Annotated in this window: 21 protein-coding genes; all 21 read right to left on the bottom strand. The window is 39.5% G+C overall.

Features of this window, described 5'->3' with window-relative positions:
- Positions 1-13 precede the first annotated feature (13 nt).
- The gene (locus A5888_RS19990) at positions 14-1,303 is read right to left on the bottom strand and encodes a PTS sugar transporter subunit IIC (protein ID WP_086349205.1); all 1,290 of its coding nucleotides are present in this window, start codon (positions 1,301-1,303) and stop codon (positions 14-16) included.
- 169 nt (positions 1,304-1,472) lie between these two features.
- Positions 1,473-2,504, bottom strand: a complete 1,032-nt coding sequence (locus tag A5888_RS19985; RefSeq protein ID WP_086349204.1) for a LacI family DNA-binding transcriptional regulator — start codon at positions 2,502-2,504, stop codon at positions 1,473-1,475.
- A 275-nt stretch (positions 2,505-2,779) separates the two neighbouring features.
- Positions 2,780-2,962, bottom strand: a complete 183-nt coding sequence (locus A5888_RS19980) for a hypothetical protein (RefSeq protein WP_086349203.1) — start codon at positions 2,960-2,962, stop codon at positions 2,780-2,782.
- A gap of 136 nt (positions 2,963-3,098) precedes the next feature.
- On the bottom strand, positions 3,099-3,614 hold the full coding sequence (locus A5888_RS19975) for a YjbQ family protein (protein ID WP_086349202.1): 516 nt from the start codon (positions 3,612-3,614) through the stop codon (positions 3,099-3,101).
- Positions 3,611-4,309: a triose-phosphate isomerase gene (locus tag A5888_RS19970; protein ID WP_086349201.1), complete on the bottom strand. Its 699-nt coding sequence runs from the start codon at positions 4,307-4,309 to the stop codon at positions 3,611-3,613. The genes A5888_RS19975 and A5888_RS19970 overlap by 4 nt, the downstream gene beginning before the upstream one ends.
- A gap of 15 nt (positions 4,310-4,324) precedes the next feature.
- Positions 4,325-5,158, bottom strand: a complete 834-nt coding sequence (locus tag A5888_RS19965) for a class II fructose-bisphosphate aldolase (protein ID WP_086349200.1) — start codon at positions 5,156-5,158, stop codon at positions 4,325-4,327.
- An 11-nt stretch (positions 5,159-5,169) separates the two neighbouring features.
- Positions 5,170-5,454 (bottom strand): PTS sugar transporter subunit IIB, encoded by a 285-nt coding sequence (locus A5888_RS19960; RefSeq protein WP_086349199.1) that lies wholly within the window; start codon positions 5,452-5,454, stop codon positions 5,170-5,172.
- 138 nt (positions 5,455-5,592) lie between these two features.
- Positions 5,593-6,930: a PTS galactitol transporter subunit IIC gene (locus A5888_RS19955; protein WP_086349198.1), complete on the bottom strand. Its 1,338-nt coding sequence runs from the start codon at positions 6,928-6,930 to the stop codon at positions 5,593-5,595.
- Positions 6,931-6,941: 11 nt separating this feature from the next.
- A complete protein-coding gene (locus A5888_RS19950) occupies positions 6,942-7,397 on the bottom strand; it encodes a PTS sugar transporter subunit IIA (RefSeq protein WP_086349197.1) in 456 nt (151 codons plus the stop codon).
- Positions 7,387-9,339: a BglG family transcription antiterminator gene (locus A5888_RS19945; RefSeq protein ID WP_086349196.1), complete on the bottom strand. Its 1,953-nt coding sequence runs from the start codon at positions 9,337-9,339 to the stop codon at positions 7,387-7,389. The genes A5888_RS19950 and A5888_RS19945 overlap by 11 nt, the downstream gene beginning before the upstream one ends.
- A 420-nt stretch (positions 9,340-9,759) precedes the next feature.
- Positions 9,760-11,592, bottom strand: a complete 1,833-nt coding sequence (locus A5888_RS19940; RefSeq protein ID WP_086349195.1) for a glycoside hydrolase family 13 protein — start codon at positions 11,590-11,592, stop codon at positions 9,760-9,762.
- Between the two features lie 11 nt (positions 11,593-11,603).
- On the bottom strand, positions 11,604-14,018 hold the full coding sequence (locus A5888_RS19935) for a glycogen/starch/alpha-glucan phosphorylase (RefSeq protein ID WP_170924791.1): 2,415 nt from the start codon (positions 14,016-14,018) through the stop codon (positions 11,604-11,606).
- A gap of 396 nt (positions 14,019-14,414) precedes the next feature.
- Positions 14,415-15,848 carry a glycogen synthase GlgA gene (gene glgA, locus A5888_RS19930; RefSeq protein WP_086349193.1) on the bottom strand — a complete coding sequence of 478 codons (1,434 nt, stop codon included), beginning with the start codon at positions 15,846-15,848 and terminating at the stop codon, positions 14,415-14,417.
- Between the two features lie 5 nt (positions 15,849-15,853).
- Positions 15,854-17,005 (bottom strand): glucose-1-phosphate adenylyltransferase subunit GlgD, encoded by a 1,152-nt coding sequence (glgD, locus tag A5888_RS19925; RefSeq protein WP_086349192.1) that lies wholly within the window; start codon positions 17,003-17,005, stop codon positions 15,854-15,856.
- Positions 16,995-18,137, bottom strand: a complete 1,143-nt coding sequence (locus tag A5888_RS19920) for a glucose-1-phosphate adenylyltransferase (protein WP_086349191.1) — start codon at positions 18,135-18,137, stop codon at positions 16,995-16,997. Before A5888_RS19920 ends, glgD begins: the two co-directional genes overlap by 11 nt.
- Before the next feature lie 155 nt (positions 18,138-18,292).
- Positions 18,293-20,218, bottom strand: a complete 1,926-nt coding sequence (glgB, locus tag A5888_RS19915; protein ID WP_086349190.1) for a 1,4-alpha-glucan branching protein GlgB — start codon at positions 20,216-20,218, stop codon at positions 18,293-18,295.
- Between the two features lie 602 nt (positions 20,219-20,820).
- Complete coding sequence (locus tag A5888_RS19910; protein ID WP_086349189.1) at positions 20,821-21,177, bottom strand: DUF1048 domain-containing protein; 357 nt, start codon at positions 21,175-21,177, stop codon at positions 20,821-20,823.
- On the bottom strand, positions 21,167-21,502 hold the full coding sequence (locus A5888_RS19905; protein WP_086349188.1) for a PadR family transcriptional regulator: 336 nt from the start codon (positions 21,500-21,502) through the stop codon (positions 21,167-21,169). The genes A5888_RS19910 and A5888_RS19905 overlap by 11 nt, the downstream gene beginning before the upstream one ends.
- Positions 21,503-21,565: 63 nt before the next feature.
- Positions 21,566-22,324, bottom strand: a complete 759-nt coding sequence (locus A5888_RS19900; RefSeq protein WP_086349187.1) for an ABC transporter permease — start codon at positions 22,322-22,324, stop codon at positions 21,566-21,568.
- Positions 22,321-23,244 (bottom strand): ABC transporter ATP-binding protein, encoded by a 924-nt coding sequence (locus tag A5888_RS19895; RefSeq protein WP_086349186.1) that lies wholly within the window; start codon positions 23,242-23,244, stop codon positions 22,321-22,323. Before A5888_RS19895 ends, A5888_RS19900 begins: the two co-directional genes overlap by 4 nt.
- A gap of 524 nt (positions 23,245-23,768) precedes the next feature.
- Positions 23,769-25,160: a glycoside hydrolase family 1 protein gene (locus A5888_RS19890; protein ID WP_339101794.1), complete on the bottom strand. Its 1,392-nt coding sequence runs from the start codon at positions 25,158-25,160 to the stop codon at positions 23,769-23,771.
- Between the last annotated feature and the right edge of the window lie 5 nt (positions 25,161-25,165).

The following is a 25,165-nucleotide window of genomic DNA, read 5'->3' as shown; positions in this document are numbered from 1 at the left end:
TGCTCATAGTGAATTACTCAGATGCAAGCTCTGCTTGTTCTTCTTTTAAATATTCATTGTCCATTGCCAGTAAAAATGGAATCCAAATTAAAGTCATGATAATAACTGTTACTACTTGCAGAATCGCGCCAGCGATCGAGCCGGTTCCAAGCCAGCCGGAAAGAATGACCGGTGTTGTCCAAACCACGGTTGCTCCGATTGGACGGGGAACCAGTCCGATTGCAATAGCAAAATAGGAAATCGTCGTACAAACCAGAGGCCCTACTATCCATGGAATAAAAGCAATTGGATTTAATACAATCGGTAACCCAAATGTCATCGGCTCAGAAACATTGAAAATCGCCGGTGCAATGATGGTCTTCATTGTTTGCTTCATCCGAATAGATTTTGCAATAAAAAATGCCATCGCAATTGAGACACCCAACTGCATTCCTTGTGTTACAAAAACACCCATAAATGTTGTGTTGATAATATGGGGAAGCTCTTCTGCTCCTGCTTTATAGGCCTCATAATTTTCAATCGCCAAAGCACTCATGATTGGATCGATTACCGCATTGACAACCAGTGTGCCATGAATCCCAAACCACCAAAACAGCTGTGTAAAGAATACAGCAATCAAGACAGCCGGCAAGGTGCCCCCTAATCCCATTAATGGTTGCTGTAGAATTTCATAAACGAAATCCACTGCATTGCCCCATTGGGTAAAGGTGAACAGATAACGAATCACATTAAATAGGAACAAGGGCGCGGCTCCTGGAATAATTGCTACAAAAGATTCAGCAATCATCGGCGGAACAGAGTCAGGCATTTTGATTGTGAAACCTGTTTTACTGATTCGACAATAGATCTCTGTAGCAACGATTGCAGAGAGGATCCCCACGAACATTCCTTCTGCGCCAAGCTTAGACAATGGGATAAATGATCCGGCAGCGTCATCCTGTCCGAATGGTAACAGCATAATAAATGAGGAAAGTGAAATTGCACCAGCAAATATTTGCGGCTGTTTATAGTGACCTGCCAGCTGATAACCAATACCAAAAACAATAAAAACAGCAGAAATGCTCATCGTTGCATTTCCTACAGGGCCAAAAAAGTCATTCAAGAACGTGTTTATTCCTTCAGGTAAAGCTTCAGCAAAACCAAATGTCGTAGGCAAATTCTGAATAATAATCATAATGGATGCAAACATAGTTGCTGGAAATGCCATCATAAAACCGTCACGTAAACTTAACAGATACCGATTATTTGCAACGATGGTTGCAAAGGGCACCATTTTTTCTGCGAGCTTATCAACAAATTTCATTTTTGTTCTCCTTCAATTCGTATTTTTTGCAAACGTTTACTAAAAACAGTATAAATGTTTAGTTAATGTTTACACAACTATTATTCTCATTTTTTTCAAAAAAAATTTTTAAAGACTAAAAAAGCAGAAAAGAACCCCATTAAATGGCCTTTTCTGCTTATCTATTTTATTACGTGATATCCCTTACTGATTCTCTAAGCTTCAACTCTGTGGAACAAATCACGCGAATCGGCATCACCCGATCTTCTAAAATCCGTTCTTTCGCTAACCGTACAGCCAAACAGCCCATCTCTTCTGCGTTCATACTGACAGTGGATAGGGCCGGTGTCATGTACTGAGCGATATCAATATCATCAAAACTAACAATTGATAAATCATCAGGAATTTTCAGGCCTGCATCATTGATAGCGCGGTAGACCCCGACAGCCATCGGATCACTAGCGACAACTACAGCTGTTGGCAGTTCTTTGGCTTCAAGCATTTTTTTTCCTAACACCACACCGGATTCCGTTGACCAATCGCCTTGATAGACCTCAGCAGAATGCTCTAAATTGTTTATCTTTATCCACTCACGAAAGTTTTCAGCTCGTATTTCTTCTTTATAATGAACCGCTTCGCCATCCGATGTCACTTTACTCGCCAATCCCCCGATAAAGGCAAATCGACGATGCCCATAACGAAACAACGTATCTAAAATCTCATGTGTTTTTTCAGCAAAATCTGTTTGGATACAATCATATTTTGGCTGCTTCGTATAATTGTCAACTAAAATCAATTTCTGATTATAGCTGTAGGCCTTTTCTACCGCATCATCGGTCATTTCACCTACCATTACAACTGCTCCATATTTTCCCAGTTGCTCCCAATCTTTTTCTTTATCTCTCATTCGAAAAACTCTTAAAACACGCAACCGCCATTTTTCTGCTTCTTTTTCAATCCCTCTTCTGATAAAGCGAAAATAGGGATCATCTAATTCAGATTCTGCACTATGACGCACAATCAGTGCAATTGTCAATTCATCCCCTGAGCTTCGACTGCCATGTTTATTTTTAGACTTGGAATAGTTCATTTTATTGGCAATATCGATCACACGCTTTCTCGTGTTCTCATTGATACTAAATGTCTCATCATTATTCAAAATCCTTGATACACTTGCTGCAGATACACCTGCCATTTTTGCTATATCACGAATACTTGCCATTTCCAGCGCCACCCTTTGTTTAGTGTTTACTAATATATGTTAACAGATTTAACAATCCATTGTCTATTACTAGTTTAAAATTGTTCACAATTAACAAAGAGCAGTACCATTCAGCAGGCCTTAATCTCTTAAGCGTCTCTTCTCCCCATCTTTTACTCAGCGATGGTTTCGATTCGACTAACTCTAAACTTATCAAAAAACTGAAACAGAGATACTACTCGATTTGCTGAGATTTCTGTATTGTAACGCAAAAAAAGCTGTGACTTAAATTTGCCTCAGCACTTTAAAAGCAGATAACCGGTATTCCAGAAGTAGCTACTAACAGCGAGCTGCGTCAATGTCCGCTCAACACTCGTAAGCCCTAAACTGCGACGAGCCACAAACGCGGATACATCAGTGGTAACCCACTGTGTTTCAAGGAGTGTGGGACACAACTCGATCCACACTCCTCTATACACCTAAAACCTCCTCATTATTTAAGCAAGGTTGTTTCCTTACCAATCAAGCTAAGACAGTTACAAAAGACTTATAAAGTAGCTTTAAAATTTGAAAGGATAAGTTGACTATTGTTTTTCACTCCATTCTCTTCGGTCCTTACTCACCGATTACTAAAAGATGGCAGGTACGGTTTCGGATTCGGTTTTGGTCAAAATCAATAAAATAGATATAGCCAACAGAGCCAATTTCAAGCTTTCCAGCGTTTAAAATAAACGTCTCACTTGCACCAAAGAAGGATGCTCGGATATGTGCGTCACCGTTAAGAATAGTACCGGGATCAGCTGGATAGTTTGGATCGTCCAACCCCATTAAAAAATCAAGATGTTTTGGTCCTGGATAACGATAATCTGTGTTTTCAGAAAGCTCTCTTGGAATGATTCGATCCAAAATACGATTTAAATCTACTTGTAAAAATTCATCTCCATTAAAATCAGTATCATGCACATACTCTTCAAAAATTACCGAACAAGTCGTATGAGGAGATTGAATCACACAAAGACCGTTTGAAATCCCACTGTCGGCAACAACTTGTTTTACTTTGTCTGTAATATTGTGATAGCTCACCCGATTACCGTTAGAGCTTAACGTCAGCTGTTCCTTAACAAATTTCATTCTTCTCCCTGCTTTCCTTTAAACTCAGCCACTTTCTCAATCATCTCTACCATAATTCCTGCCGGATCTTCAGCACAGACAATTCCGCTCGTTCCACCTGTTCCGTCTGCTCCTGACAGTAATGCATTTTCAACATCCTTCACTGTGGATATCCCCGCAGCCTGCAGCAACAGGATTGTCGAATCAATAGCACGTACGGCCTTATTCGTTGCTTCTTTATACGTATCATCACTCGCTTCTCCAGTACCGATCAAAGCAGTCGGTTCACAAACCATCACATCCGGCCCCAGTGTCGCAATCGCTTTAGCTTCTTCGATCGAATCTGCACAGGCGATCGTTAAAATCCCTACCTCGTTTGCTCGTCGAATTGCTTGAACCAGTTCACCTAGCTCCATTTGATGTTCTGCATGATTTAAAAAGGTTGCGTCCACGGCCGCTTCGGCTAAGGCTTCAGGCAAAATGTACCCCATTCCTCTGCCAACTTCTATTCCATCCAAATGCTGTACGGTAATAAACAAATGCTTTGTTGACTCTCGAACAGCTGCGGCATCTATATGTTGTACTGTAAATAGCACATCAATACCGGTTCGCTCGGAAACTTCATCTGCTACTTTTGCCAGTTCAAGTGCTTCTTTCCCGTATAAATAAGCTTTAGGATTTACAACAAAGAATGGGCTTCTAAGTTTTCGCTTCATTTTGAAAATTCCTCCCTAATACGTTTTTGTATGAAATACATCAAAGTAGTGAGTTAATGTTTCAGCTATCCCTTGATTCGCGGCTTCTTTTAAAGCGAAATAATCTTTTGGCTGTTTCTTTTCAATACTGTTCATTGCAGCAGTAACAAAATCTGTAAAAATGTTTATTTTACGAATCCCTCCCTGAGCACAGGCCTCCAAATTTGCGTCTCCGGAAGAGGAACCACCGTGCAATACCAGCGGAATATCAATAGCTTCATAAATGCTTTTCAATACAGAAAAGTCTATTTTGGGCACCCCTGTATAATGGCCATGAGCCGTTCCAATCGAAACGGCCAATGAATCGACCTGTGTCTGCTGTGCAAATTTTACGGCTTCCTGAACATCTGTATAGATAGAATCACTTATGCCTGTAGATTCTAAACTATTTCCTGAACCAACATGACCGATTTCAGCTTCTACTGTCACACCATACGCATGAGCGTATGTAGCGATGGCCTTGGAACGTCGGACATTGTCCTCAAAGGAATCTTCTGAAGCATCAATCATTACTGAAGTAAAGCCAAGCTTGATCGCTTCTTTGATCACTTCTTCATCCTGACCATGATCCAAATGAAGAGCTACCGGAACCTTGCTTTTCTCTGCTAAATATTTCCCAATTAATGCAGCCTCATCAAGACGCAATAGTGGTATATGAGATTGAGCAAAGGCTAAAATCAATGGTTTTTTTAGTTTTTCAGCTGTCGTTACATATACTCGAGCGCTATCCAAATCAAAAAAGTTAGCTGCGGGAATCGCAAAATTGTTCGCTTCTGCAAATTGAAACATTTCTTTCGTCGTTACCAGCATAATCCTATCCCCTACTCTCTGATTTTCTTTTCAATTTCAGCATACATTTCCTCTGTTCCAATGCCAGTCAATAGAGGCAGTCCCATGATTACTTTATCCTTTATTGAGTCCGGCACAACTGTTGTACTGACTACAATATCGTAATCATCAATGCGATTCATTTCATCTGCCACTTTGGATTGGTATAGCCTTACCTGATCCGATAAGCCTTTACTACCAAGCCACTCCTTTACTTTGTTTGTAACCACTGTCGAAGTTGCTATACCCGTTCCGCACATAATCAATAATTTTTTCATTATCTGTTCTCCTCTCTGGATAAATGACATCAAGCTAAAAAATCTTTCAGTCTCCTGTACTTTAGTGTCTAGACGACTCTTTTCAACTCTTATGCTTGACTTCAAGGTTTTACTTTTTGATTTCAATTTGATCATGTCTTACTCAGCTGTATGTTTTTTTGGTGCTATTTTATTTACATAAATTAGGCCGGCAACTACGATCGTTCCGATAATTGCCAAACCACCCCAACTCAAGACCTTCGTTAACCCAATATATAGCCAGGTTGTCCAGAGTCCGCCTTCTGCTAACGCTGTAATCATGGAATTCCCTTGCAAATCAAAATTTGCTGCTTTGGCGGCCGTTGTCACTAATGGTGCTACCCATGAGGTGATATATAGAATTCCGACCATATATACAGAACCGGCAATTACAGTTCGAATAATATTTCCTCCGAAAACTGCTGCCATCAAACAAACCAGAAATGGAATCGTTGCTAAATCCCCGAAGGGTAAAGTTGTATTTCCGGGTAAAATAACTGATAGTAAAATGGTAATAGGAACAAGCAACAGCGATGAAGAAAGAACTGCCGGATGCCCCACAGACAAGGCTGCATCCATCCCAATATAAAGCTCTCGCCCTGGGAAACGACGTTTTACAAATTCATTGGCAGCTTCCGAAATAGGTGTCAGACCTTCCATCAAAAGTGCAACCATTTTAGGCATGATAACCATTACCGCACCTGTTTTAACTGCAAGCTGACCCACTCCGGCTACATCATAGCCCGCCAGAACTCCGATGACCAGACCAATCATAAAGCCCATTACTGTAGAATCACCAAACACTCCAAATTTCTTTTGAATGGTTTCGGGATCAGCCTTCCAATCTTTCAGTCCCGGAATACGATCAAAAAGCCAATTCATTGGAATCGCAAAAACAAAGCCTGGCGCTGCAGTTCCGTGTGGAAATGTAATATTAGGAAACCCGTAAAATTTATTGATGATCGGCCCTAGTATATCTCCCATCAGTAGAATCATCATCAGATAAATAACGGTTGCAGCAATTCCCATTGCAAAGTTTCCTGTAAGTGCATAAATCAAAGAAGAGATAAATGCTGCATGCCAAATATTCCAGATATCAACATTCAATGTCTTTGTCAGTCCTAAAATAATCAAAACAATATTTAGTAACACCCCGATTGGAATGGCTAGACTTCCCAAAATTGTTCCATAGGAGATCGCAGCAGCTGCCGGCCACCCGACATCAATTGTTGTCAGATTCAGTCCAAAACGCTCGACCATTTCCTGCGCAGCAGGTCCAAGGCTATTACTCAACAAATCAATAACCAAATTCAGTCCGACAAATCCAACGCCCACTGTTAATGCAGAGGTAAAAGCTTTACCCGGTTTAGTCCCTAAAATCAGACCAAAGATAAATATTAAAATGGGTAATACAACAATCGATCCTAAATCTACAAACCACTGTAATGCGTTTAACATCTCTCTTCCTCCTAGCTTAATCCGTTCGTTCGGATAATTTTCTGATATGCTTCCATCGTTTCAGCAGTCATCAATGCTTGTAAGACACCTTCCTGCTGAAACATTTCAATTAAACGCTGCAGCATCTCAAGCTGTTCATGCGGTTCCTTAAGTGCCAGCATAAACAATATAGATACATTGACTTCTTTATCCTTTGACCCCATAGATTTAAATTGTATCGGCGTTGTGAGCGACATAAATGCCACTTGCGACTCCTTTACATACTCACTATCTGTATGGGGAATTGCCACGCCAATTCCGTTGATTTCCAACCCAGTTGGAAAAACAAGTTCCCGTTTAATAACATTCGCTAAAAAATCCTGATTAACGCATTGCTTCTCCATTAATTCATTTGCCAATAATTCAAATGCAACTTCCTTAGAAGACACATTCTTTTTTAACAAAGCAATTTGATGGTTAAAAAACATGCCCATTTCCTCCTCTTAGAAGTCGCTGATACAACTCCTCTTTACTCTGACTGTCTACTACCCATTTAATTTCTTTCGGTGAGTTGAACAGATCATAAATGGATGCGATCAATTCTTTGGCTTCTGCCATATCCTCTTCAGCAATTGCCAATAAAACAACCAGTTGAATCTGACTTGAGCCCCATTTGATTGGTGAAGCTAAAGCCATAAAGGACAGTTTTGTCTGATTGACTGTTTCCGGCTCGGCGTGAGGAATTGCCACACCGGTTTTCAACCCGGTACTCCCCAGCTCTTCACGTATGAATAATGTCTTTTTAAAATCTCCTGTAACCAGTCCTTTTTCCTGATAATCATCTGCTAAATAAGTTAAAATAGCTTCTTTCGTTTTGAACTCTTGCTTTACATAGAGAAAATCTCTATCTAAATACTTGCTCAACAAATGAGTGTTTTTGTATTCTTTTGAATGAAAGCTTTTTTTATGCTCACTTAAGTTTGAAACATAAGCAGAAATCTTCCCTATTTCTTCCGGTGTCGGTAAGGCAGATACATACATGACTTCCGTTGTTGTCTCTTCTAACTGTATTGTTGAAATAATCAAATCTACAGTCTCAAGTGAGATATGGCTCAATTTATCAAAGCTGGTAATTTCTAAAATGACATCCGCTGCGATATTCTGCTTAATACGATTAAAAATCAGCTCCGACGTTGCCATTCCTGAATTACACACAATCAGAATATGTTTCGTTACTCGAATTTTTTCAAACGCCAGCTGGAAATGAATCGTTAAAAAGGTCACTTCATCTTCTGTTAGCGCCACATCATATTTCTTTTCCAAGTCTCCAATAACAAATTTTGTCAGTGTGAACATTGTCGAATACTGTTTCTTGATACTTTCCCTCAAAGGGTTTTTGATAGCAATATGATTTTTCAGTCGATGAATCATTGGAACAACATGAGATAATAAGGCCTGCATCAACAACTCATCATCTGTTAAATCAATACTCAGTAAATCCGACATATTTACTATCATTTTTTTAGTCACTGTGATCATTTTCTGGCTATTAGCTGTCATTTTTAAATAGGGCTCGATGCCATGAGCCAACAGTAAGGAACAAACATAGTGAATATCCTCATCAGTTAACTGAAACCTTTGCTCTTTAGCAACCATTTCTGAAAAAGCGACGCCTTGCATATAAAGCTGCATACGTTTCAACTCATCGAAAACAAGTTCCTTTTGTGGTTCAATATGGGCTCCTTTCTGTACTCTACCAAGAAGTATCTCTAAAGATATCTTCAATGAATCTACAAAATAACTGTTAAGCTGATGATCTAGAGCAACACTTAAGTCAGAAACAAAGCATGTGACTAATCGGACATTATTCTCATCAAAAACAGATTGAATTGCTTTCGTGTCAATACTAGATGATTCAATAAAGAAATCCAGCATGGATTTAAATACTCTCTGTCGGACAGATTCTGTAGTATCAAGCACTACCCCTCTATCAGTCATTCGGCCCTGAACGTTTTCTTTTCGGCAATACTCAAGAATCTCATCGACATCCTTCTTTATGGATTGATAACTGACATAAAAATAGTCAGCAAATTCTTGATAGTGCATAGGCTTTTCTGAAAAAAGATAGTTGGCAAAAATAAAAATTTTACGATACTCCGGTGAAAATTTATCAATCTTTTTTGTCTTCTCAATCAATAAAGCTGTTGCCTTCTTTCTTGCTGCTTCTGTTCCTTCAACTCGGACTCCCTTTCTAGGCAAACGTGAAATATGCAACCCAGTGTCTGTTAATTTTTCTTCTAAACGTGCGAGATCTGTATAAACTGTTTTAGCTGAAACATACAATTTATTCTTAAAAAATGCAGCTGGCAGAAAATCCGTCTGGTCCAATAATAGTTGCAACAAAGCTTGCTCTCTTTTATTTAGTGCCATCTTCTCACCTCCGGAAGCGCTTCCTTATTTATTATCTTAACGGATGGTTTGTTCCCCGTAAATAATATCTAATTGCCACATTAATGTGGTAGTTATAAAAACATGACTGTAAGCAAAGCTAGGCTATTAGACTTTCCTACCCTTTTAAAACCAAGTAAATCTCTCCCTACTTCGAGGATCGGAGCGTAGCGAGAACCGTAGCTGTACAAGTAGCTTTGAGTAGCTCATCATTTCTGTCTCGATCCTCTTCCTAAAACTGCTCCTCTATAGACATAGATATATATTAAAAGTTCCGTTGAACTATTCTCCTAAAAATAGTTTTTAAAATCAACTATAAAAGTATGCAAAAAGCATAGAAAGCAACTCATTCAAAATGAGTCGTATGCTTTCTATGCTTCGTTAACAGTTATTACTAATTTTTCATCCAAAATCCTTCGTTACAAAATAGTCGTCCCACGCAAGGACTACTACTCCCGACAACAACTCTTCTAAAATATCTGTTGAAATTGGCGGTTTTCTGGTAAAGTTCAGCTCTTTGATAGAAGCGTCCTGATTCTGTGGATTAACAAGATAAAGAGCAAGCTGAGCAGGCTTGCTGTATCGCAATAAACCCAAGAGACCATTTGAATAAAACGAATAGAGCTCCCCCTGAACCAAGGCTTCTGTTTCTTTACGTTTCATTGTCCATTCCTGATAGCAGGTATAGGTATCAGAATCAATGGAATGCCATGGGAAAAACTTACGATTTTCAGGATCTTTCCCTCCAGTCAGACCTGCCTCATCTCCATAATAAATCGTAGGGACGCCTGGCAAGGCGAACATTAACCCTACTGCCAAAGATAGCTTGGAAAAGTTATTTTCCAATAAAGTCGCAATTCTTTCGCTATCATGGGTCCCAATATTATTCAAATTATTGGCAAAAATGTCTGCGGGATAATTTTCCTGTAGGACAGTCAGCTTTTCTGCTGTATCTTTTGCTGATTGCTTTTCTTGAAGGAGACCAAGAATGTTCTCACGAAACGGGTAGTTCATCACACCATGAAGACCACCACCGAAGACATACTGGCGTCGCTGTCCGTAAGATATCTTGTTAGAAGCATCCTCCCAAACTTCACCAATCAATACTTTTTTGGGGTGTTGATCTAGCGTTTGTCGAATCCCATCTATAAAGAAGTCCGGCAATTCATCCGCCACGTCTAAACGCCAACCGTCCACGCCCATAGCTGTCCACTTCTCAATGACACTATCCTTTTCACCATAAATAAACTGTTGAAAATCATGATTCTCCTTATCTGCTTCCGGTAGATCCTTCACACCCCACCAAGACTTATATTCCTGTGGATAGTCAGAGAATTTGAACCATTGTCGATAGCGGCTTTCTGGCTTGCGGTAAGCACCTTCGTATTCACCATAGCGTCCATCATAATTAAAGTAGCGGCTGTTTCTTCCCACATGACTGAACACTCCATCCAGAATAAGCTGCATATCATTCTCATGAAGACAGTCAAGTAGCTGTTGAAAAATTTTCTCATCCCCCAACATTCCGTCGATTGCCAGATAATCACCAGTATCATACCGATGATTGCTTGCAGCCTCAAAAATAGGATTTAAATAGAGTACAGTAACACCCAGCTCTTTCAAATAAGGAATTTTTTCTATGATTCCCTGCAAATTACCGCCATAAAAATCCCAGCGAATAATCTCTCCTTGCTCGTCTTTAATATACATTGGCTCATCTTCCCAAGTACCATAAATAAACGTATTCTTTTTAGGCTGAGAAATTTCTTTATGAGGATTGCCATTATAAAATCGGTCTGGAAAAATTTGATACACGATTCCCTTTCGATACCAGTCAGGTGCAGGATCTGTCTTTTCATAGCAAGTCAGTTGGTAAGGATGCAGATCGCCTAAAGCTGGAGTGAGAACACCTGCTCCACCTTTTCCTTGATTCGATCCGAAGTACAGGATTTCTGCCTCTTGCCCTGCTTCCTTTTTTAAGATCTCAAAATAGTAGAAGTAAAGTCCTGCTCTCTGTTCTAAAGAATAGGCGCAAGTATATCGAAGCTCCTCTTGCGGAGACATATTGATTTTTTCAACACCCTGTTCTCCATCCTCTTTGCGCATCACCAACAAAACCTGTTCAACTACTGATTCCTGAACAGCAATTGAAAACGTTACTGTGTCGCCTTTTTCAATTGCTCCGAAAGGCTGTTTATACTCTTCCAGCCAGGAATTAAAATAAATTGCCGTCATTACTGTCTCCCCTATTGTTCAGAATCGTTTCCCACTTTTCTTATCGGTTCAATCTGCCAGATATCCTCTGCGTAACGCTGCACAGTATAATCCGAAGAAAAATGCCCGGCGTGCGCTGTATTGATCAAACTGACTTTCTGCCAGCGTGGTTTATCTCGATAAAGAGTTTCAATCGACTTTTGTGCATCCACATAGGACTGAAAATCACGTAAAACGAAGTATTCATCGTTGTATCGAATCAGAGAATCAAAAATTTCCTGACCCTCTACTTTTATATTTGGGATCGTTCCATCAATAAAAGCATTCAGTATGCGCTGAATAACCGGATCGTTCTCATAAATTTTTAGCGCTGAATAGTTTTGTGTTTCATAATAACGATACACTTCTTCTTCAGTCAAACCAAAAATGGCTATATTGTCATCTCCAACAATATCTCGAATCTCAATATTAGCTCCGTCAAGTGTTGCAATCGTCACTGCCCCATCTAGCATTAATTTCATATTGCTAGTTCCAGATGCTTCTTTAGAAGCTAGTGATATCTGTTCACTGACATCTGCTGCCGGAATAATCAGTTCTGCCAAGGAAACATTGTAGTTTTCCAAAAAGACTATTTTTAACTTTCCTTGTATCGCTTCATCAGCGTTGATCATGTTAGCTACTTCATTGATACATTTAATAATGTGCTTTGCATACGTATAGCTTGGTGCGGCTTTTGCACCAAAAATGAAGACACGCGGATAAATGTCAGCTTCCGGATTATCCTTCAATTCAAAATACAGTTTTAGAATATGCAGCAGGTTTAACAGCTGCCGCTTATACGCATGAAGTCGTTTAATCTGAACATCAAATATCGCATCCGGTGAAACGTCAATTCCCGTTGTTTTGAGAATATACTCTGCCAATCGTACTTTATTCGTATATTTAGTATCTGCTATCTGTTGCAATACTTTTGAATCATCCTTATAGTTCATCAATAAATGCAGATCATTGGCTTCTTTCCGCCATGATGTGCCAATCGTCTGATCCAGGAGATTGGCCAAAGGTTCATTCGCTAGTTGCAGCCAACGTCTTTGAGCAATACCATTCGTCTTGTTGTTAAACCGTTCCGGATAAAGCAGATAGAAATCATGAAGGACAACACCTTTCAACAAATCCGAATGAAGCTTCGCTACGCCATTTGTACTGTGGCTGCCAATAATTGCCAAATGTGCCATATGTACTTGGCCGTCTTTAATGATTCTTGTCCGTTCAACGAGCTCGGAATCAACCAATAAGGACATTTCCTCTACAAAGCGACGATCGATTTCTTCAATAATCTGATACAGTCTCGGGATAACTTCCTGCAACATAGATACCGGCCATTTCTCCAGAGCTTCTGCCATGATCGTATGGTTGGTATAGCTCATTGTTTTAACAGTAACATTCCAGGCTTTTTCCCAACTTAAGTCTTCTTCATCAACCAGAATACGCATCATTTCTGCAACACACAGCGCTGGATGGGTATCATTGATATGGATAGCCACATAATTCGCCAAATCAAGCATGGCAACACCTGTTTTTTTCTGTGATAGAATGATGCTTTGAATTCCTGCTGAAACAAAAAAGTATTCCTGAACCAAACGCATCAAACGTCCTTCATAATTGGAATCATCCGGATAAAGTACTGAGGTCAAATCACGAAAATCTCGACGTTCTTCAATACTCTGATATCTGTTCTCTTCAAATTCAGGAATCTCAGCTGACCAGAGTCGCAAGGTATTCACCATATTATTATGGTAGCCCAGCATTCCGGTATCATATGGAACAGCTCTCAGAACCTGCTGGTTTTCATAGACTGGCTTCAGTTGCCCACGTTCATTTTCTTTTAGGTAGACATGTCCGCCGTAATTCACATTAACAGCCTTGCTGGCTTTACGGACTTCCCAGACATTCCCTTCACGAAGCCATTCGTCTGGCAGTTCTACTTGATTGCCATCAACAAATTTCTGCTTAAATAGACCATAATCGTAGCGAATCCCATTCCCGTTTCCCGGTAATCCGCAAGAAGCAATAGAGTCCATGAAACAGGAAGCCAGACGACCAAGTCCACCGTTTCCCAACGCCATATCCTTCTCTACGTTGCAAAGCTCTTCCAGATCGATATTCATTTCCTTTAAGCTGTCACGAACAGTATCCAGCAACCCCATATTCAGTAAATTGCTTTTCAGCATTTTACCAGGTAAAAATTCGATCGAAAAATAATAGGCCTGCTTACATTGCGAGGCACGAGTATCCTTACGAGTGTCCTTCCAAGCATTCGAATAGTATGCTTGAATCACGGATCCCAGTGAGGCGAATAGTTCATCGCTTGAAGATTCCTCCACCTCATTGGCAAATTTTTCTCGCACACGTCGCTTAAAATCCTTTTTAAACTGTTCCTTTGTAATCTTCATCGTTCACTGACTCCCTTAATTATTTGTAAAACAAGAGGTTGGGACAGAAGTACTTCACTCTGAGAGCCAATTAGGCATCATGTATCAGCTGCTTTGACCAGGCAATCGCAGTGATTTATGACAATAAGAAAGAGCATCTGAAAATTGCCAAGAGACACTATGCACGCAATAAAGAGTTGTTGAACAGCATCTATTTGGAATTTCTTATATTTTCAAGATATTCTAACCTATTTCTGAAAGAGTTACTTCTGTCCCATCCTTTATACTTGTTGAGAGGAGTGAGAGTTGCTATCTCACACGCTCTTATCATTTATTACCAAAGCTGATTATGAAAATATCCCTTTTAACTATACCTCGTTTTTGAAACAAGTACGAAAAATGAATGATTTCTTAAGGCTTTGTTAGTAATTGGTAAAGACCTATATATTCTCGTGCCGGGGAATCCCAGCTAAAATCTTTTGCCATAGCTTGTTGAATCAACTGCTGCCAAACTTCCGGTTCCTCTCTATAAACACCAGATGCCATTCGGATCGTCTCCATTAGATAAATAGAGCGAAACTCAGAAAAACCAAAACCGGTTCCCTCTTTTGTTATTGGATTATAAGGAATAACACTATCTTTCAAGCCTCCTATTTCATGTACGAGAGGCAATGTGCCATAGCGCATGGAAATCATCTGTGATAGTCCGCAAGGCTCAAACGCAGAAGGCATTAAAAACAAATCGGCCCCAGCATAAAACAACTGCGCTAACTTAATATCGAAAGAAATACTGACCGAGCATTTTTCCGGAAAGCGATGGGTAAAGTCTTTGAAGCCTTGTTCAAACCCAGCTTCCCCAGTTCCTAAAACAACGAGCTGCACATCTTCCTGCATAAGGTATTCCATCTCATCCATCATCAGTTGAAAACCTTTTTGATGTGTCAAACGACTGACAATGGCCATTAATGGAACCTCTCGGACCGGTAAGCCCATTTTTCTTTGAAGAGCTGCTTTATTTATTGCTTTTCCTGATAAATCTTCCTTTGAAAAATTGGCTGGAATCAAGGGATCTGTCTCCGGATCATTGATTTCATAATTTATGCCGTTCAGAATACCACTTAACTTATCTTTAGCCATTCGCAATACCCCGTCGAGCCCTGAACCAAATTCGGGTGTCTGAATTTCTTCCGCATAGGAAGGACTGACTGTATTGACCCGTCCAGCATATAAAATGCCTGTTTTAAGAAAATTGACATTATCATCAAAGCGAACAGTACCATCATAATACCGTTCTTTTCCCATTCCAAAAAGATCAGGTAAGACTTCTTCACCAAAAATACCCTGAAATTCAATATTATGAATGGTCAAAACTGTTTCAATCGCTTGATAGGCTTGAATCCAATGATATTTTTCTCTGAGTAGAAACGGGATCATCGCAGTATGATAATCATTTACATGGATGATGTCCGGAATAAAATCAATTTTTTCCAGCATCTCGATCACAGCAAGCTGAAAATAGGCAAATCGTTCGCCATCATCATAATAGCCATACAAGCCATCCCGATCAAAATAATACTGATTGTCGATAAAGTAATAGGTCAGACCGTCCAGTTTTAGTTTTTTTACTCCGCAATACTGGTGGCGCCAACCGACATCCACATAAAAGTACAAGACATCTTCACAAAGCTCCTGATATTTCAACGGCATCTGTTTGTAATAAGGCAGAACTATACAAATATCAGCGCCTCTATCCTTCAGTTCTTTTGGCAAAGCTCCGGCAACATCGCCCAAGCCGCCAGTTTTGAAAAATGGTGCACATTCAGCTGCAGTAAATAAGACTTTCATTCCATTCAAACCTCTCCTTCAGACACGTTTGCGGTAACATGTTCTCCTTTTCGAATCACCACTGGTTTTTCCGGTGTTCCTTTAATTTGCACACCAGGATCAACAATGACATTTTTATCCAGTATAGCATACTCAACTTGTGCATCAGATGCGATTTTAGCACTTGCATTAATAATGGAATGCTTCACTGAAGCCCCTTTATCGATTCTGCTTCGACGAGAAACTAATGAATGTTCCACCGTCCCCTGAATCACACAGCCCGTTGCAAACTGACTGCTGTTAACCATTGAGTCCTCTGAGTAATAGGTTGGCACTTCATTTTTTAATTTGGTATAAATTTTTTGATTTGTGTACATCAAGGAGTTGAATTTAGCTGGTTCAAGCATGTCCATATTGGCTTTGTAATAAGATTCGAGACTATGAATATTCTTAAGATAGCCGGTATATTCGTAGATAGAGCTTTTCACTGCCCCAAGCTGGCTTTTCAGAAAATCTACTAAATTTGGTGAAACATCTTGTGTCTGAGCTTCCTCCAATGACTGAATCAACCATTCGGTCTGAACGATAAAGGCATCCATACTAAGATTCTCTTTTCCAGTTTCAGAGGTGTAGTCCTGCAGGGTATGACACCCGCTGACTTGCCCATTTTCATCCAAATCCAATAATGTATCTTCTGAGCATACACTTTCCTTATTCACTCGTTTATAAACAAGGGTCATCGTATTTTGCTGCGCTTGATGGATTTTTAATATCGCTCGAAGATCCAAATTGCATAGCATCCGACTGCTCATAATCACAGTATACTCAGATTCAGATTTTTGAAGATAGTCGATCATCGGGCTGAAATAAGGTTTCCCTTCATTCTTTCTTTTAATGAAATCCTGATAAAAATAAGTGAAGAAGCGATTTTTCAGCGAATCCAAGTTCCATTCTTTTCCTCCACCGATATGATCAAATACTGATTGCGTTTCCCCATCATTAAAAATCATGAACAGGCTGCCAATATTCGCATTCACTACACTGGATAACTGGAAATCGATCAGTCGATATTTACAGTCAAACGGCAGCATGGCCAATGGACGTTTTTCAATCAGCGGCATTAAATCATCAAATCTTTCCACGTTTCCAATAATTGCACACATTCTGTTAGTCTTCATCGCTTTTCACCCCAATTACTTCAGAATATCCTACTACTACGATTTCATCTTCCTCATAAACTACTGCATTGTCACCGATCACAGCATCTTCGCCGATAATTGCATTTTTAATGGTCACATTCTGACCTATTTTTGCACCTGGCATAACAACACTTTTCTCTATTGTTGTCCCTTCTTTCACCTGAACATCTGTCGAAAGAATGCTATCTTTGATTTCTCCGGCAACATAGCAACCATCGACGATCAAAGAATTTTTCACTGAAGCTGTCTCTGTCAAAAAGTGCGGTGGCGAACTAGTATTTTTAGAGAACATTTTCCAGGTTCGATCACGAATATTCAACTCGTTTTCCGGATCAATAAATTCCATATTCGCTTCCCACAATGAATCGATGGTTCCCACATCTTTCCAGTAGCCGCTGAAACGATAGGCGTAAACATTGTCGCCGGCATCCAAATAGGCAGGAATAACATTTTTCCCAAAGTCTAACATCTGGCTGTCTTTAGAATAGCTATTATCCAGTAATTCTTTTAAACGAGCCCAGTTAAAAATGTAAATACCCATTGAAGCCAAATTGTTCTTTGGTTCCTCTGGTTTTTCCTCAAATTCAATAATGCGGTCATTTTCATCAGTATTCATGATCCCAAAACGGGAAGCTTCTTTAATAGGCACTTCAATTACCGCAACAGTAAGAGACGCATTATTTTTCTTATGTTCTTCCAGCATCGTCTCATAGTTCATTTTATAAATGTGGTCTCCCGAGAGCACCAGTACATATTGAGGATTCATTTGGCTGATATAGGCAATATTTTGATAAATCGCATGGGCCGTCCCTTGAAACCACTTCTCTCCGTCCGAGCTTGAGTACGGCTGTAAAATCGTCAATCCGGAATTGATGCCGTCTAATCCCCAGCTAGCACCATTCCCAATATGGCTGTTTAATGCCAAAGGTTGATACTGAGTTACTACAGCAACATCAGTAATTCCTGAATTGACACAATTACTTAAGGTAAAGTCAATAATGCGATATCTGCCCCCAAATGGTACAGCAGGCTTGGCGATGTTTTTGGTTAATTTCCCTAATCTCGTTCCTTGCCCTCCGGCTAAGATCATTGCTAACATTTCATTATTCATCTTTTTTATAGGTGATTGGGCTTATCTGAAACCTGTCATTAAATGTGCATTTTTCAGCCATGTCCCAAATCCCCTTGCCTCCTTTCATCCTCAAAAATTCTATGCATCATAAAAATTTACGACATAGACAAACGGTTCACTCTCTCCTGAATCACTCAACTATCTCCCTTTTTCCGTGTATTGATATCCTTTGGTTTTAAGATAATCGCACCCAACGCGGGAACGATCGTTCGAATCTGATACTTAAACTGTTTAAAGGGCTCATTGAGGGTCTCACAAGGAGCATTAGGTTTCGTCCAAGTACCACCAAACACGTCCATTTCAGTATTTAGAACCTCTTCATAGCTTCCTTCGTAAGGAACACCAACCATAAAATCCTGCCGCTCGACCGGAGTCATATTCAATATAATAATCAAAAAATCCTTTTTAGCTTTTCCTTTGCGGATATAGCTCAAAACCGTTTCCTGACTGTTATCAGCATCGATTATTTCGACAGTATCGTAGCTATGATCCAGTTCCCATAATGCCCGGTTCTCTTTGTAAAATTGATTCAACTGTTTGGTAAATCGTTGCATGTTGGCATTCATCTCATCCTTAAGATCGCGCCATTCTAGCCCTTCATCATACTTCCATTCCAGAAATTGTCCCCATTCACTACCCATGAACAACAATTTTTTCCCGGGATGTGTCATCATGTACACATAAAGATTTCTAAGCTGGGAAAACTGTTTGTAACGATCCCCCCACATCTTGTGCATCAAGCTCTTCTTCCCATGAACGACCTCATCGTGAGACAACGGCAAGATAAAGTTCTCGTCCATCATGTACATGAAGGAAAAGGTCAGCAAATTGAAATGGTCTTTTCTACTCACCGGGTCCATTTCGTAGAAACGCAAAGTGTCATTCATCCAGCCCATATTCCATTTGTAGTCAAAGCCCAATGCTCCGGTTTCAATCGGTCCGGTAATCTGTGTTTCAGAAGAGCTTTCTTCCGCAATCATCAGCGCTTCAGGATAGGCCAGCTTGATCACTGCGTTCATTTTCTGCAGGAAATAATACCCTTCTAAATTTCTTACGCCGCCTTCGTGATTTGGCGTCCAAGGACCTTCATCATAGTTTCTGTACAACATATTTGAAACAGCATCCACTCTGATTCCATCCAAATGATACATTTCCAGCCAAAACAATGCACTTGAAATTAGAAAGCTCTGCACCTGAGGCTTTCCTAAATCGAAATTCAGTGAACCCCAGCGAATGTTTTTCGCACGATCTGAATCTTCATATTCAAATTGCGGTGTCCCATCATAGTAGGGCAGTGTGTCATCGTTGATACAAAAATGTCCGGGTACCCAATCCACGAGGACGCCGATATTATTCAGATGGCATTCCTCCACGAAGTCCTGAAATTCCTCTGGCGTTCCATAATAAGAGCTTAAAGCAAAATAGCCAATCAACTGATAACCCCAAGACATGCCTAGCGGATGCTCCATCAATGGCATGAATTCAATATGGGTATACCCCATCTCTTTAACATAAGGAATCAGTTCTTCTGTCAGTCGACTAAAGCTGTACGGAGAACCATCTTCTTCCTGTTTCCATGAGCTAGCATGAACTTCGTAAATATTCATGGGTCGTTTAAAATAATCTGATCGTTTCTTTCTTCCCAGCCATAAACCATCCTTCCATTTTTTCTCCGGAATCGTGTGGACCACAGCTGCATCGTTGGGACGCTTTTCAAAATGTACGGCAAACGGATCGATTTTGTAGATTTCCCTTCCTCCTGCTTGTCGCACCTTAAATTTATAGAAATCCCCTTCCGACGGCAGTTCAGTAAACAGTTCCCAGACTCCATATGATTCCCGTTTGTTCATAGGTAAAGAATCCGTCCACCCATTAAAATCACCAACGAGCCAGACTTGCTCAGCATTTGGAGCCCAGACTCGAAAAACATAGCCCTTCACTCCATTTTTTGTCTCGTTGTGAAACCCAAAATAGTGATGGCTATAGAAATTTTCCCCTGAAAGAAACCGTTGAAGCTGATCTTCTTCCAGCGCATTTCCTGACTGACTTGTTTCGTCCATTTCCAACCTCCTCTGCTGAATTTTTTTAGAACTACCCCAGTTTCAGGACCATTCCCAGAGCTTTTATAATCAAATTTTCATTTTCTTTCCACCTAAGTATAAAATAAATGCAAAAAAATAAAAAATATATAAGCTCCATACTTCATTTTACCATAAAAGCGCTTTCATTTCTTGCTATACTTGTTTTTTTTATTGAAAAAAACACTTCTTTTTTTTAGAAAACAATCTTGAGTTTGAGCGGGTTTATTGTATTTTTTAATAGAAAAACTATTAATCAAAATAATGACAACAATAGATCAAAATTGAAAATTAGAATTTGATTACACATTCAAAGTTTTTAAGTTGTGTAATTTATTTAGCTATCTCTTTCGTAGATTAACAAAGACTAGCCTGTCTAAATACAAGAGCTAAGATCAATAACACTTGCATTATTCACATAAGATAAAATAGTGCATTTTTGGAAGGGAGACTGTAATTTTTCTAATGTCAAAATTGTAAATATACCTACAAGGAAAATCATGAACTTGTTTCGACAATAACCATGAAAAAACAAAACAGCAATTACCCAGAAATTTTATCTAGGCAATTACTGTTTCAATTTTCTATTCAGCTAGACGTTTTTTTACTCGTTCATTGACTTTTCTTTTTAATTCATTCATCTGTGTTTTGGCCTGCACTTCCCGTAGCATGGTTTCTGCAAACTCCCCAACATCATTTCCAACTAGCTCCAAAGCAGGAACTTGGTTTGCTGCACCTTCTTCAAAGAATTCAATCAGATTATAAAGAGCATTCAGCATGTCCATCCCGTCTCCTGCCGAGAATTGCCACACAAATTTTTGGATTTCATCGTAGACAACTTGATAATCCTTTGGCAGCTGCTTCATCTCCTCCATTTTTTCTCGGTATTTCTTTTTATCTACTTTGACTTGTTTAAAATAATCCATGAAATTAAGATTCATCTCGTTTTGTCTCCTTTAACTTTTCAATCTGCTGTGAAATAAATGCCCAACGTTTCCAAAAAAGAGCCAGCTCAGCTCTGCCAGTCTCGTTCAATGTATAAAATTTTCTCAAAGGACCCACACTTGATTTCTTCTTAGTCACATCAACGAAGCCCTTCTTTTCCAGTCTAAGCAAGATTGTATAAACTGTTCCTTCTGCGATATCGTCAAAGCCATAGCTTTGTAAGTTTTTTGTGATTTCGTATCCATAGGTTTCCTCTTGTTCGATGATTTCTAATATCATGCCCTCTAAAACACCTTTGAGCATCTCCGTAATTCCTTCCACCTTAACCAATCACCTTTCTTCATCATTTTTATCAATTCTCTCAATATTCTCTTTACAAATCAATCATTTGAGCATTTTTTTGTAATAAAAACGAATAGCTAAGAACTGGAAAATCAAGGTAACACCAATCAACCAAATCACTGCTGTCAGAAGCTCCTGAGAAAATTTTCCATCTGTTAAAAGCATGCGTAAGCTGTTAATAATCGATGTCATCGGTTGATGGTCCGCAAAGCCTTGTAGGGCTTTCGGAAGTGTTCCTGTTGGCACAAAACCAGAGCTGATAAACAATAAACCTAGTAGCAAATAAGAGAAAACACTAGCAGACTCATTACTTTTAGCTATCAAACCGAAAAATACTGCAATCCAAGACAACGCATAATTTGTCAGTAGAATCAGGCCTACTATGGCCAGCCAATCCAGTAAGTCTGCTTGAGGGCGAAAGCCAATTAAAATGCCTACAAGCAAAACAACAAGTGTCGAAATAAAATTGAAGAATACACTCGTAAACACATGACCGTTCAATACAGCTAATCTAGAAATCGGCATTGAATTAAATCGATCAAAGACACCGTTTTTCACGTCATCATTTAAGCGAAAAGCCGTATACCCCACACCACTGGCAATTGTAAACAACAAAATCGCCGGCAAAATAAAACCTTTATATGATTCTTGAGGAATCGACATCGCTCCACCAAAAATATAGACAAAAGCCAGCATAACCATGATTGGCATGATAACGACTGAAATGATTGTATCAATACTTCGCGTCATATGCTTCATCATCCGACCTGTCAAAAGCCATGAATCTTGTAAAATTGTCATTTGACTCCCATCCTTTCTCTTTCAATGACATCAAAAAATACATCATTCAACGTTGGCTGTTTCTGTTCAAACTGATTGATATGAATTTTTTCCTCTTGTAACTTGTTTAACAGCTTAGTCGTTTCTGCTACTTGATTATCGGTAACAACTGTCAGCTTTAATCCTGCTTCATCCATTTCCCCACCAACCAAAGCTCTTGCACGTTGCATGTCTTCTTTATGCAAAAATGTCAATTCAAGTTGACCTTGAGGTAGATGTGTCTTTACCTCTGAAAGACTTCCCTGCACGGCAATTTTTCCCTGATTCAAAATCGCCACTTGATCAGCTAACTGATCCGCTTCCTCCAGATATTGAGTTGTCAAAAAGATAGTCACACCCGTTGCCTTAATCTCTTGAATAACCTGCCACATGGTTGCCCTCGCTTGAGGATCTAAGCCAGTAGTTGGTTCATCTAGAAAAAGAACTTTCGGATCGCCTAGTAAACTCATAGCTAAGTCAAGCTTCCGTTTCATCCCACCGGAATAAGTCTGAACTGAGCGATCTGCTGCATCGACCAAACCAAATCGTTCTATCAACTCTTGAATTTTTTGCGTTTCATTTTGATGCCGCAATTTCCTAATTAGAGTCAAATTTTCCCTTCCTGTCAATACTTCATCGACAGAAGCAGTTTGCCCTGTTAAACTAATGCTCTTGCGTATCTGTTTACTTTCTGTTTCATTATTATAACCATCAATTTCGATTTGACCGCTATCTGCTTTCAATAGTGTTGTCAGCATCCTAACAATCGTCGTCTTTCCAGCTCCATTGGTTCCCAACAAGGCGAAAACCTTCCCGTAAGGTACAGTAAAACTAACATCTCTAATTACATCAACAGTCACAAATGACTTTTTCAAGTGATTGACCTTGATTGCATAGCTCATCTGATTTCGCTCCTATCTACTTAGTATTATTTAGTACCACTACATAATAATACTAAGTATTAGAAAAATCAACTACTTTGTTTCGCTAAGTAGTTGATTTTTTAAACTATAATCGCAGCGATCTATCATACGTCAATTTTTCTTTTAGTATTCATTCGCATTGAACGGACGCAAAAAAAGAGTGTGGGTCATAACTCAATCCCACACACCTCTATACACCTAAAACCAGATAAACGGTGGGACAGAAGCAACTCCTTCGACAATAAGGGGAAATTCAACAAAAATTTGTGATGCACCAAGTAGGAATCAATCAACATCGGAATGATACATTCCGTGTTTCTTGTCATTTTCGTGAATTCCCCCTTATTGCTTAGAATCACTGTGATTGCTCTTTTGAGCAGAACAGATGATGAAAAGTACCTACTTTTGGTGCTTGAAGCTGAACACTTCTGTCCCAACCTCTTACACATGAACTATGCAGCAATAATCCTCAAAAAAAGATACACAATAATTTGCACATTTCTTCAATTACTTTTTTCACTGCATTCTTTTTTAAGAAAGTCTCTGAACCAATAAAAGCTCTTTTTCGGTACACGCTTCATATCGCGCAACTCATGATTTCCGCGATTAACATAAACCATACCGTACCTTTTTTCCATATCCCCCATCGAGCTTGGCAAATCGATCAAGCCCCAGCCAAGATATCCTAGGACTTCACAACCATCGATAGCCATGGCATCCTTCATCGCTTTGATATGTTGGTCGTGATAATAAATTCGATACTCATCCTTGATTGAATTCTTCCCATCCCACTCTTCTTTTGTACCAATTCCATTTTCTACAGGGAAAATAGGAACATGGTATTTTTGATACATTCTATTGATGATATCTCTAAACCCCAAAGGATCGATCCCGAGCTTCCATTGATTTTGTGAAACAAACGGATTTTCAACCTCACCAAAAGCCAAGTAATAGTTTGGAGCCACATGTGGTGGAATATTTTTATGGCTTAGTGATCCTGTGCAATAATAACTAAATGCAAGATAATCACTTGTTACTTTCTCGATCTCTGCAATTTCTTCCTCTGATATTTCTAACTGGAAATGTTGATTCTCAAATGTTCGAACTTGTTTGGAATAGCCCCGTCCACAAAAAGCATCAAGAAGATTCTGATTGATGAATTCATCCCATTCCCTTGCCACCAAGATATCTTTAGGATCATTAGTGGCAGGATACATATTGGAATAAGCCAACATCCCTCCAATTTCTCCATCTGTCGTTTCATGGATATAATTCGCGATCTTCGCATGGGCTACCATGATATTATGAGCAATTTGATGGATGTTTTCTGCCGTATCTTCTGTTTTCAGGGTTCCTCCATACAAAAATGCCAGAGGTGTTGAATAGAGATTTTGTTCATTGAATGTAACCCAATATTTCACTTTGCTTTTGTAGCGGTCTACAACTTTTTTCCCATATTCCACAAACGCATCTACTACATGTTTACTCATGAATCCCTCGTAGTTTTGAGCTAAGTTGAGAGGCATATCGAAGTGATAAAGGCATAGCATCGGCTCTATATCTCTCGCTAGCATAGCATCAATGTATCGATCGTAAAACAACAGTCCGGCTTCATTAAATTCTCCATCCCCCATTGGATTAATACGTGACCAGGAGGTTTGAAAGCGATAGAAGTTCATCCCCATTTCCTGTATTAAATCAAGATCCTCTTCATATCTGTTGTATCGGTCGATTCCGTGCTTCCAATCCGATGTCGTTTCTGTTGCTTCACGAATATCGTAAACAGAAGGCCCTTTTCCATCTTCATTCCACGCGCCTTCCGTTTGCATGCTTGATGAAGAATCGCCCCAAAAAAATTTTTTCTTTACCATGTTCTCATTCCAATCATCCTTCATCTTTT

The sequence above is a fragment of the Enterococcus sp. 9E7_DIV0242 genome (assembly GCF_002140975.2).
Taxonomy (GTDB): Bacteria; Bacillota; Bacilli; order Lactobacillales; family Enterococcaceae; genus Enterococcus_L; species Enterococcus_L clewellii.
Note: the sequence above shows the minus strand (reverse complement) of the source record. Positions and strands in the feature narration are given on the sequence as shown.